Here is a 12,102-nt window from a genome sequence, read left to right on the forward strand (position 1 = left end):
TAACTGCAGGACTTGAGTTTGAGTGAATCAACCGTCAATGAGTATCAGGACCCGAATCACCCCCTTCTGATCGAGCGGCTGGAAGAAGCGATAAAAATACTGGAGGAGGCGCCGGCATTTGCCAAGCCGGCCAAAGTAGGTCGCTTGTTTGACACGGTGAAAAGGATCCTGCACACGCAAGGTGGTTGTGCGCTGATGGAGAATTACGCACAGCGGCTGGAACAGGCCGGTGTGTTTGGGGATTCTGATTATGACCATCCGCAGATTCTGGTGCCGGCCCTCAGTGCACCGGCTCTGCGCAGTACGGATATCCACACTGTCATCATAGAAACGCTGAGCAATCTGCGTTTGCTGGCTATTGCCCGTGAGCGCTACATTCATCCCGATATTTCAGCTGAACAGGCACATCACTACCTGACGCGGGTGCTGGCGGTTAATCTCAAACGCCTGTTTTCAGTGGCTGATGAAGCTGAACGTGAACAACAGGGACGACTCGCAGAAGTCAGCCGGGCTTTATTGCAGCACCTCGCAGAAAGCATTGGCTATGAACATATTATCGATCAGTTAATTGACGAAATCTGGCGCATCCTGCAACAGCGGCCGATTCAGGTTGAGCATGTCAAACAAATGGTCACTCAGATCGCCATCTGCAGACAAAATCCGGCTATCGATATGGGGCACAGTGGTCAAGGCGCTGATCGTCTGATCAGCAGCTTGTATGGCCCGACACAGGCTTGTCGTGAAGATCCGGGCGTAGCAGTCTATCTACAGCGGCTGACCAGCATGGATGCTGCTGCGCTGCAATATGAAGCCAGTGGTTGTGCCCGGGCCATGCACGATACCGGTCTTGTTTCACCGTATCACGCTGTGTTACTGCGTTATCTGACGGAAGAAAGTGATTATCTGCTCAGTGAGGCACTGGGATTATCTTCCACCGGCCGCGACTGTCTGCTTAGCTACAGTGAATTGGTACGCGCCTTGATTGAAAAAGCGGTCCATCCCGAGACAGCCCAGGCCGTTTACGGACTGGCGATGATGCTGGAGCGCGGTATTTTATATCAATCGCCGGTTGCGCCGGCTTTATGGCGGCAATTATCACTGCCACTGTCGCCTGGCGCCGAACAACGCCTGACTGCCTTGTTTGGCGATACGCCCGATGCTTGCAGCCGGTTGCTTGAAGGTGTGCTCTGCATGCTGGGGCAGCCGCTTGGTGTGGGACAAGGCAATAATCCTACCTGCCAGTCTGCACGCGCGATGTCGATGTGGGCTTATAACGATCCTGATTATCTGCTGCAAATGCTGGTGTGGGCTGCACGTGATGATGAGATCATCATGCACTTTGAAGGCCTGGCCATTTCATCACAACAAAGCCTGACGGGTGTCGCCAAGCAATTACCCATGGATCTGGATCCCGTTTCATTGATCCTGGTGCCGCACCTGGATCGCATTTATGCAGAAATGGGGCGTTGCTGTGCCGATCGTGAAGGTGATCCTCACCGCTGGGTCAATCCCGAATTTCATGGCTGGTGGTGTGGGCGGGGCTTCAGTATCAATGTCGATGTCGGCAGCGGCAGACTGATACAAGTGGAAGATTTTCTGCGACATTTTTATGCCAGTTATCATCCCTATTACAACGGCAACCAACCCCTGATTCACCCGCAACCGGCAGGCATTGCCATCACCGACAGTGCCATGCGTTTTATCGGCTGGCATGCCATTACCATTTTGCGGGTGGCGCTGGATCCCGAACATGTTATGCGGGTGTATTTTTACAACCCGAATAACGACAGCGGTCAAAATTGGGGCGATGATATTCAGGTCAGTACCTCCGGGCATTCCGAACGCTTTGGTGAAGCCTCCCTGCCTTTTGAGCAATTTGCCTCACGACTTTATATCTTCCACTACGACCCGCTTGAACCGGGCCAGTTGGCACTGGTCGACTCAGAAGAATTGCAATGTGTTATCGATCGGATACACCGAAGCTGGGGCGCAAACCGGCTGCCGGAGATAACTGAGTAAACCGACAAAAGCAGTATAGCAACTGTGTCTGGCTCGGCCTGGTTGATACCGATATCGGGCCGATTTCACGTGACGATTTGCGGCAGAACCTGTATTGTCAGGTGGAAGACACGGTAGCCGCTTCTAAACCATTAATGCGAGTATAACCATGCTGATATTAGTTCTGGGTCTGATTGTTTTTCTGGGTGTGCATTCAGTACGCATTTATGCCGATAACTGGCGCACGACACGGATCACGCGCATTGGTATTTTGCCTTGGAAAGCAATATTTTCGCTGCTGTCACTGATTGGCTTGCTGCTGATCATTTGGGGTTATGGCGAGGCACGACAGAGTACAGCTGTGTTGTGGACACCGCCACTGTGGACCCGGCACTTAGCAGCCCTGCTGATGTTGCCAGCTTTTATTTTGCTGCTTGCTACCTATCTGCCGCCATCGCGCATCAAGGCAATGGCAGGTCATCCGATGCTGCTCAGTGTGAAACTCTGGGCATTGGCACATTTGCTTGCTAACGGCAGTTTCGCGGATCTATGGCTGTTTGGTGCGTTTCTGCTCTGGGCCGTGGTGGATTTTGCCGTCAGCCGCCGGCGCGATCGGCGACTGGGTATGCGCCGCCCGGCTGGTAATTTACAGGGCGATATACAGGTCATTATCGCGGGGACGTTAGCCTGGGCCTTGTTTGCATTTTACCTGCATGGCCCGCTGTTCGGCGTGAAACCGTTTATTTGAGGTGGCCTGAGCCCTGCTGTTTCCTCACAGTAAATAGTCATTTGTGATGGTATTCAGAATCAGACTTTGAAGCGTTGAACAATGCTTTCCATTTCTGATGCCAGTTTTGCCAATTCATTACTGGCGAGAGCGATTTGTTCCGTACCCATGAGATTTTCAGAAGATAAATCATACACATGCGTGACATTGCGGTTGATTTCTTCAGACACCAAGCCTTGTTCCTCTGCGGCACTGGCGACATGGGTACTCATATCAGAAATCTGGGTCATGGATTCAACGATATTGTGCATGGATTGGGTCGCTGATTCGGTGCCCTGAGAAACATTCTGTGCATTTTCTTTTTCAGCTAACATGACATCAGCTGCTTGTTTAGTGTGTTGCTGCAGGTTTTCTATCATGGCTTCAATTTGTATGGCAGAGTCCTGTGTTCGTGTGGCTAATACGCGTACTTCGTCAGCAACAACGGCAAAGCCACGGCCATGTTCACCCGCCCGCGCTGCTTCAATAGCAGCATTTAATGCCAACAGATTAGTCTGTTCAGCCACGCCTTTAATGACCGTTAGTACCGAACCGATTTCCTGACTGCTTTGTGTCAGTTCCTGCATCGCAATGACAGCATTACCGACGCCATCGGCAAGTTTATTAATCGAACGAATGGTGTCATCAATGACTGTCTGACTGGAGAGGCTGTCATTTGTAGCATTCTTGACCTCGGCAGCCAGCATTTCGGCATTTTTTGCGATCTCTTTGACTGTACTTGACATTTCGTTCATCGCCGTGGTGATTTGTTCTGATTGGTTTTGTTGTTCAAGTGAATTTGTTTTGGCTTGACTGGTGGTTGAAGATAACTCTTCAGAAGCAGTGGCTAATAATGACGCATTATCACGTAACTGATTGACCATGCCATTCAAGTGTTTGGTCATTTTGTTGAGGGCATCAACGATTTGGCTAGATTCATCCTGTGTGCTTGATTGGACCTCAATAGTCAGATCACCATTTGCAATCTGATCGGTAGCCTGAACCAAGTTTTGAATGACATCAATGGTTGAGCGATAAAAGCCGATAAACAGATAAATTGAAATGGATAACGCAGCGATAATGATAAGAATGAGCATGATGCGTTCTGATTTCAGACGATCGATACGCTCCTGTAAAAGTGTATCCAGAACAGGAACCAGAGCATCATATAACTTGTAATTGGCGGCGATGGCTTGCGTACCGGATTCGAAGACATCTTTGGAGTTGACAGAAATAAAGTCACTCATCAAAAATTGTTCATTGATTATATTAATAAACTTATTGAATGCCGCGATTCTATTTTCAAGAAAAGTATCTAAAACAGATTCAAGTTCTGGATTTTCATGTGATGCACGATTAAGAGCCTTATCAGCTGATTCAGAGTCACTTAGAATATTGCTGAAAAAGGTAATCAACTGTGTTTTTTCATCTTGGCTGATCTGTCGCTGAGATGCGAGACCAGAAGCTAAGCCACGCATCTGCCCCAGGTTCTCGGTTACTTTAGGAAGCCGGTAGACCAAGGCTTCGATAATAAAAGAAGTATCAAGTGCTGGATCAAGAATCAGTCCTGAACGATTACTGATAAGCTCGAATAGATTATATATTTTTGCAATGAGAATGGTGTGTTCTTGAAATACTTTCTCCGCTGGAGAACTAAAAGAGCTTGGTTCTATTTGTACCCAACTGTTTTTAATTCCATTCCAGAGTGCATCAATGTTCAATTCAGTGCCCATTTCAGCGTTAATTGTATCGATAGCACGTATTTGAGCTGATATTTCCTTTCGGGTATTGATGATGTCAGCTTGTAAACTGGTTTTACCACTATGATAGGTGTTTACAAGCCCGCGATGCTGGGCCAGTTTTTGGTATAAAGGACGAACAGTATCTATGTACTTTAATCCTTTTTGTTCCAGGATGCTTGCGTTAATTCCTGAGTTAAGATTGCTTGCCAAAATAACAAATGTAATGGTAAGCGGGAATAAAAAGATTGCTGCGATGACTGCCATCTTTTTTGGATAGGATAATTTACTCATAAGTGCAATGGAGAAACGCATAATAAAATCCTTTATTATTGAGTAAGTGTAATTATTTTGTCGTTTAATATATAACGGTCAGTGAATTCATTTGTTGGCATTGGTTTGGCATAATAATACCCTTGTGCATAGTCACAGCCGAGTTCATCAAGTATCTGCTTCTGATCTTCATTTTCTATCCCTTCAGCTAGCGTTTTCATGCCAAGATTATGAGCGAGTTCGATTGTGGCCATAACGATAGATTGGTCAGTTTTAGATGTGGTTATATGATCAATAAAACTTTTGTCAATTTTTAGCTTATCAGCGTTGAATCTTCTTAAGTAGGCAAGTGATGAATAGCCTGTGCCAAAATCATCTATTGATACTGAAATGCCAAAAGATTTTAATTTCAAAATGTTCTGCAATGCCTTGTCAGGATCATTCATAAGACCAGTTTCAGTTATTTCCAGCTCAATATATTTTGATTCGATATTATTGTTTTCAATGCTATCTTTCATCCAGATTGAAAATAAGGGGTTTTCCAGTGTTTGGGATGAAATATTGATAGCGATTCTGCCGCTGAATTTTGCAATAATGTTACATTCAAATAAATAATTAAGACTGTGCTCTATCACCCACTTGTCAAGTTTAAATATCAATCCTTTATTTTCAGCAAGTGTAATAAATTCAGCTGGAGAAACATTTCCCAATATATTGTCGTGCCATCTGAGTAATGCTTCAGCACCAATGAGTGTATTATCTTTAAGTGAAAACTGTGGCTGGAGGTGTATGTTGATGCCTTCAGAAGTTGATAGCGCCAGTTCAAGTCGTTGCAGTATCAATAGCTCTCTCTGAAGCTGTGATTCCATATCTTCATTATATATACAGTATGGGAGATTATTCATTTTAGCTTGATGCATTGCAATATCAGCCCTGCGCAGAATATCCTGACTGGTTTTTCCGTGTTCGGGGAAGTGTGATATGCCTATAGAAGCGCTCATTATAAATTGATATTCATCAATAAATACAGGTATGGATAATGTGTGATGTAAATCATTTACAAGCCTTGTTAGCTCAAGTCCCTCAATGAAAAGACTTATAATTACAAATTCATCACCACCGACACGCGCCACCAGAATCTGATCTTTACAGCATTCATTTAATCTATGGCTGACTGTTTTGAGTACGCTATCACCAATATTATGACCCTTGCTATCATTGATTCTTTTGAAGTTATTTAGGTCGACAAATAAAATACTAAAATTACGATTATTATTGTTTAGTAATGTTTTTAGCTGTTCGATAAATCTGTGTCGGTTAGGAAGTTCAGTCAGAGCGTCGCAATATGCCATTTTCTCTATACGTTGGTGAGCCTTTTTGAGCTCAGTGATATTATCTTTTACTGCCATGTAACCTTCAGTTTCTCCTGAGATATTTTTTATCGGAGATATCTTGACGGACTCAGTAATTAGAGTTCCATCTTTGCATCGGTTAACAAGCTCTCCTGTCCAGGTAATGCCTTGGCTCAGGTTTTTCCATAAATCTTTATACACATATTCAGGAGTTTTATTTGACTGTAGAATCTTGGGTGTCTTTCCAATAACTTCTTCCGGTATGTATCCTGTTGTCTGTGTGAATGCCTCATTAACATAAATAATTTTTGTATTCAGATCTGTAATCAAAACAGTGCTATTACTTTGATTAACAGCCAATAATAGCTTTTTGGCTTTATTTTCGACCTCCTTATTCTGTGTAAATAAGCTATGCAGGCTCTCTCGCATCTGCTCTAAATGTGTTAATAATATTCCTATTTCACCCGGTTCATTATTGTTGTTTATTGGGTTGCTCCAGTCGCCATTGCTCACTGTTTCAGCAAACCTGATAACTCTCTTGACAACTGTTCTTATATAGTTGATGGTGCTGACTGAAAATAAACTCGCTGCGATGATACATATCAATGTGGCAGTTAATAGAGTTACTAAAGTGTTTTTATAATTGTTATCAACTTGTGACAACAATTCCGCATCCTTATTGTCATTGAATTCGCGGATTCTATACAGTGATTCTACAGTTGCTGTTGCATTTTTTCTGATATCGCCCTGAATTATTTCAAACTCGCTACCTGTGATATATGCTTTATCTTGTCGCTGACTTGATATTAATGTTTTTAGCCATTCTTTTCGGCGTTTTTGAAATTCATTTATAAGGTTTATTTCAGCTTTAGTTTGGCTTGTTTTTATCAGGTCTTCGATAGTTTTAGTGATTTTGTTTATATTTCTGTTTATTTTGCTTATTATATTTTTATTGTTTAATAAGTCATGCGGGAGAATTCGCTGCTGACTAGGCTGGTTTAATGATATTGCCAGGCTATAGTTTTCATTTAGTAACTGGGATATTTTTGTGATTTTTATGGCTTTATTGTTTCGTATATTAGACTGCTCGTAAATGCTGTTATAGAGGTTGCTCAGTCCGCTCCATGAGGTAATTGAAATTGCAGCGATTAAAATAATTACGACACAACTGTATAGCCATAACCACCTGGCAAACCCCATTCGATACTGCAAAGCCTGGCGGAATATAGATAGTATCATCGAGTTATGCCTGTTCTTCCTATTCAACTCTCCACTCCGTTCTGTCCATAAACTATTCAGGCAGCACATTTTTTTGTTAATCTTTTAATTTTACTTTTAATTTACAAGTCTGAATATCCTCCAATTGAACTAAGGTTACCGTCCGGATGAACTAGTTCTTTTAGTGCTATGCAGCGGAAAGCATTGCTTTAATTGCTGTCCATTATTTCTCAAGCTATTTCCTTTTTCTGTCACACGTCATTCTGCTGGACAAACATCAGAACACAGCAAGGAATGGATATATCGGTTTTAATCCTAAATCGAATGTTCCATGCACGCTATCGCAATGCTCAATGTCATGCACTTTGTGCATTTCGAACTGTCCGTGTAGATGCTTTTCCGCAGCGGAATCAGTTACTATGGCTGCTGTTGCTTTCACCAGGGACGGATTATGAGTATCGCGACAGTTCACAGCCGGGCGATGACCGGCGTACAGGCGCAACCTGTAACGGTTGAAGTGCATTTGTCCAACGGGCTGCCCAGTTTATCGATTGTGGGTATGGCCGAGACGGCAGTGAAAGAGAGTAAAGACAGGGTGCGCAGTGCTTTACTCAATTCACAGTTCAATTTTCCGCAGCAGCGGATCACCATCAATCTGGCGCCGGCCGATCTGCCAAAAGAAGGCGGGCGGTTTGATTTACCGATAGCACTGGGTATTCTGGCCGCTTCGGGGCAGATCCCACTGGCTTCGTTGCAAGATAAAGAGTTTATCGGTGAGTTGGGATTAACCGGTGAATGCCGGCCGGTGCGAGGCGTATTGCCAACGGCTCTGGCGGCAGCCAAAGCGAAACGTGCTTTGGTGTTACCGGCAGCGAATGCCGAGGAAGCGGCATTAATTGAGCAGGCTGAGAATTATGGCGCTGTCAGCTTATTAGAAGTCTGTGCCCATTTGCATGGGCAGCAACCCTTATCCTTGTCGCAAGCAGAAGCGAAACCATTTTCAGCGAATTATCCGGATTTGATTGATGTGCGAGGTCAGGGTCATGCACGACGGGCGCTGGAAATTGCCGCAGCAGGATCGCATAGCCTGCTTTTGTCTGGGCCGCCCGGCACCGGCAAAACCATGTTGGCGAGTCGTTTGCCCGGCATTTTGACTGAAATGAATGAGCAGGAAGCGGTGGAAACCGCAACCATACATTCGATTGCATCAAAAGGCTTTGATGTCGAGCAGTGGCAGCAACGTCCGTTCAGAACGCCGCACCATACCGCTTCGGCCGTGGCGTTGGTGGGTGGCGGCAGTCAGCCGCGTCCCGGTGAAATCTCACTTGCGCATCATGGGGTGTTATTTCTGGATGAACTGCCCGAATTTGACCGGCGTGTGTTGGAAGTACTGCGGGAACCGATAGAATCTGGCAAGATCACCATCTCGCGCGCCGCCAATCAGGCCGAATTTCCGGCCCGGTTTCAGCTGGTGGCCGCGATGAACCCTTGTCCCTGTGGCTATCTGGGCGATGCCCGCTGCCGTTGTACCGAGGATCAGGTGCGCCGTTATCGCGGCAAAGTGTCAGGGCCGTTGATGGATCGTATTGATATGCTGGTGGAAGTGCCGGCAGTGGATAAAACACTGCTGCGTAGCCAGACGGTTGACAGCAGTGCCGAGAGTTCCGCCCAGGTTCGAAAAAGGGTGAGCAGAGCCCGGCAGCGGCAATTGGAGCGGCAGGGCAAGGCGAATAATGTGTTGGAACAAAAAGAAATAGAGGTTTATTGTCCCTTGAGTGACAGTGATTATCAGTTGGTAGAAAAGGCGATCAGCCGCCTGGGCCTGTCTGCACGGGCTTATCATCGTATCCTGAAAGTAGCGCGTACTATTGCCGATCTGGCCAGCAGTGAGCAGATTCAAACGGCTCATTTGTCGGAAGCAATCGGTTATAGAAGGCTGGATACGGTGAGAAGTAATTGAATGATCTGAATCCGCAACAGCGGGAAGCTGTGCGTCATATCGATGGACCTCTGTTAGTGCTGGCCGGTGCCGGTAGTGGTAAAACACGGGTAATCACCCGCAAGATTGCTTACCTTATCGAGCAGTGCGGGATTGCCGCTAAAAATATTGCTGCGGTGACCTTTACCAATAAAGCCGCCCGTGAGATGAAAACCCGGGTCGCCGAGTTGATGAGTAGCCGGCAAAAGGCGTCAGCACGCGGTTTGATGGTGTCGACTTTCCACACACTAGGCCTCAATATTCTGCGCCGTGAATATAAACATCTCGGCTATCGTAGCGGTTTTTCGATATTTGATCAGCATGACAGTTTGGCGGTATTGCGCGACTTGATGGGGCGTGATTTTGCCGCGGACAGTGAACATGCCGAGCAGGTGCAGTGGCAGATTTCGGAATGGAAAAACCAGATGATGCTGCCCGAACAAGCGCTGCAGATTGCAGAAGCAGGCACCCAGATGTCGGCGGCCAAAGTGTATCCACGTTATGTTGCGGCCTTGCAGGCGTACAACGCGGTCGATTTTGATGATCTGATTTTGAAGCCGGTATTGCTGTTTAGAAATCATAACGATGTGTTAAAGAAATGGCAGGCACGGATTCACTATCTGCTGGTGGATGAATATCAGGACACCAATGGCTGCCAGTACGAACTGGTCAAACAACTGGTCGGCATCCGCGAAGCTTTGACTGTAGTGGGGGATGATGATCAGTCGGTGTATTCATGGCGCGGTGCGCGGCCGGAGAATCTGGCACAACTGCAGCAGGATTACCCGCGGCTGAAACTGATCAAACTGGAGCAGAATTACCGCTCAATGGGACGTATTTTGCGGGTGGCCAATACGCTTATCAGCAACAATCCCCACGTATTCGAAAAACGTCTGTGGAGTGCGATGGGGGAAGGCGATCCCATCCGCGTTATTGGTTGTCGCGATGATGATCATGAGTCGGATAAAATCGTTTCCGAGCTGCTGTATCACAAGCTCAAACATCAGGCGAGTTTCAAGGATTATGCGATTTTATATCGCAGCAATCACCAGTCGCGACCGATTGAACGGGTCTTACGCGAACATAATGTGCCTTATTTTCTCACCGGCGGCACTTCGTTTTTCTCGCGGGTCGAGGTCAAAGACATCATGGCCTACCTGCGCCTGCTGGCCAATCAGGACGACGATAATGCCTTTCTGCGCGTGATTAACACGCCCAGACGCGGTATCGGCGCCAGTACGTTACAGACAGTGGGTAATTATGCGGCAGAGCGTAAAACCAGCATGTTCGGTGCCTGCTTTGAAATGGGCTTGGGCGAACAACTCTCAGCCAAAGCGATGGCGAAGCTGGAGCATTTTGCCAACTGGCTGGTGGATATTGCTGACCGCGCCAAACGCGGCAATTTGATGGATGCGATTCGCGATATGGTGGAAGAAATCGAATACCGCGGCTGGCTGGAAGAAGTCTGCGGTGATCCGAACCAGGCACAGCGGCGCATGGAAAATGTCGAAGAATTGTTGAGCTGGATCGACCGCATTATTGAGCAGGACACTGAAGAAAAAAGTATCGGTGATATTGCCGCCAGGCTGACTTTGATGGATATTCTGGATCGGCAGGAAGATGAGAACCAGGCCGATGCGGTGCATCTGATGACCTTACATGCGGCAAAAGGTCTCGAGTTTCCTCATGTGTTTATGATCGGCATGGAAGAGGAGATTCTGCCGCACCGCACCAGTATCGAGGAAGGCACGATTGAAGAAGAACGGCGCCTGACTTATGTAGGTATCACTCGTGCCCAGCGCAGCCTGGTGATGACCATGGCTAACAGTCGCAAGCGTTATGGTGAAAAAATGGAATGCGAGGAGAGCCGTTTTCTGCGTGAGTTGCCGCCAGAGGATTTAATCTGGATGTCTGAGAAAGCCCAGGCCGATCCGGAAGAAAGAAAAGAACGCGGCAAGGCGCATTTGTCCAATATTCGGGCCATGCTTAAGTAATGAACGCGGCATTTGCCTGTTCAGCCCGGCATTTCACACAACTCTCCATCTGTTCACTACAGTACAATCATCAATCATTGTGAATCGGGCTCTGCGAACGTAGAACCATTTGAACGAGGACAACTCATGAAAAAGCTTTTCTCTCTGCTTATGCTGGCTTTGCCGGCTGTGGCAAGTTCGCATGCCGTGTTTGAACAACCCCAGGTGACCAGTGGCAGTTATTACAAAGCGACGCTCGGTATTAGTCATGGCTGCGAGGGGGCGGCGACCACCAAAGTCTCTATTGAAATCCCGGAAGGTATTGAACACGCAAGACCGATGCCAAAAACAGGCTGGAAGATTGCTATCACCAGACAAGCGCTTAAAACACCTTATGAATCACACGGCCAAACAGTGACAGAAGACGTCAGCACTATCACTTGGTATGGCGGTGAGTTAGCCGACGATTATTTTGACGAGTTCGTGTTCAAGGCCAAGGTCAGCGCCGATCCACAAACATTATATTTGCCGGTCAGACAGACCTGTATTACCGGTGAAAACTATTGGCATGAGATCCCACAGGGCGACAAGAAATGGCACGAGTACGATGAGCCGGCACCGTTTCTGGAGGTGATTGCGCCGGAGACTTCACACCACCACTAATCGTCAATATTAGCCCATGCTTAAATGTGTTGGGTGATTTCACAAGGTTTGTGTGAAATCACCCATTTTTCTGTGATCATCCCGATATAAACTTTTGCCGTTTCCCTGTTTCATGCAGGATTTTGTCTTGTTAACGGAAGTT

Annotated in this window: 7 protein-coding genes; 5 read left to right on the top strand and 2 right to left on the bottom strand. The window is 46.6% G+C overall.

Annotated elements, in window-relative coordinates:
• Nucleotides 1-18: 18 nt before the first annotated feature.
• Complete coding sequence (locus tag OMP95_RS02280) at nt 19-2,019, top strand: hypothetical protein (protein ID WP_266325496.1); 2,001 nt, start codon at nt 19-21, stop codon at nt 2,017-2,019.
• Nucleotides 2,020-2,167: 148 nt separating this feature from the next.
• Nucleotides 2,168-2,746, top strand: a complete 579-nt coding sequence (locus tag OMP95_RS02285; protein ID WP_266325498.1) for an NnrU family protein — start codon at nt 2,168-2,170, stop codon at nt 2,744-2,746.
• Nucleotides 2,747-2,805: 59 nt separating this feature from the next.
• Here OMP95_RS02285 and OMP95_RS02290 read toward each other — a convergent pair whose 3' ends face one another.
• Together OMP95_RS02290 and OMP95_RS02295 are read right to left on the bottom strand one after the other, a co-directional pair.
• Entirely contained in the window at nt 2,806-4,818 is a 2,013-nt protein-coding gene (locus OMP95_RS02290) for a methyl-accepting chemotaxis protein (protein ID WP_266325499.1), read from the bottom strand.
• A gap of 14 nt (nt 4,819-4,832) precedes the next feature.
• Nucleotides 4,833-7,367, bottom strand: coding sequence for an EAL domain-containing protein (locus OMP95_RS02295; protein ID WP_266325501.1), 2,535 nt, complete (start codon nt 7,365-7,367; stop codon nt 4,833-4,835).
• Nucleotides 7,368-7,797: 430 nt separating this feature from the next.
• On the opposite strand from OMP95_RS02295, the gene OMP95_RS02300 reads away from it, so the two are divergent.
• The 3 genes from OMP95_RS02300 to OMP95_RS02310 all read left to right on the top strand — a co-directional run bounded on the left by OMP95_RS02300 (nt 7,798) and on the right by OMP95_RS02310 (nt 11,960).
• Nucleotides 7,798-9,306 (top strand): YifB family Mg chelatase-like AAA ATPase, encoded by a 1,509-nt coding sequence (locus OMP95_RS02300; RefSeq protein ID WP_266325503.1) that lies wholly within the window; start codon nt 7,798-7,800, stop codon nt 9,304-9,306.
• Complete coding sequence (gene rep / locus OMP95_RS02305; protein ID WP_266325505.1) at nt 9,303-11,318, top strand: DNA helicase Rep; 2,016 nt, start codon at nt 9,303-9,305, stop codon at nt 11,316-11,318. The genes OMP95_RS02300 and rep overlap by 4 nt, the downstream gene beginning before the upstream one ends.
• 126 nt (nt 11,319-11,444) lie before the next feature.
• Nucleotides 11,445-11,960 (top strand): YcnI family protein, encoded by a 516-nt coding sequence (locus OMP95_RS02310; protein ID WP_266325507.1) that lies wholly within the window; start codon nt 11,445-11,447, stop codon nt 11,958-11,960.
• Nucleotides 11,961-12,102 lie beyond the last annotated feature (142 nt).

The organism is Methylophaga sp. OBS4, assembly GCF_026319305.1.
Taxonomy (GTDB): Bacteria; Pseudomonadota; Gammaproteobacteria; order Nitrosococcales; family Methylophagaceae; genus Methylophaga.

What these genes read in the sequence shown, in the direction of transcription:
- OMP95_RS02285 (WP_266325498.1), top strand. Translation starts at nt 2,168, where the DNA reads ATGCTGATATTAGTTCTGGGTCTGATTGTTTTTCTGGGTGTGCATTCA.
- OMP95_RS02290 (WP_266325499.1), bottom strand. Translation starts at nt 4,818, where the DNA reads ATGCGTTTCTCCATTGCACTTATGAGTAAATTATCCTATCCAAAAAAG.
- OMP95_RS02295 (WP_266325501.1), bottom strand. Translation starts at nt 7,367, where the DNA reads ATGATACTATCTATATTCCGCCAGGCTTTGCAGTATCGAATGGGGTTT.
- OMP95_RS02300 (WP_266325503.1), top strand. Translation starts at nt 7,798, where the DNA reads ATGAGTATCGCGACAGTTCACAGCCGGGCGATGACCGGCGTACAGGCG.
- OMP95_RS02310 (WP_266325507.1), top strand. Translation starts at nt 11,445, where the DNA reads ATGAAAAAGCTTTTCTCTCTGCTTATGCTGGCTTTGCCGGCTGTGGCA.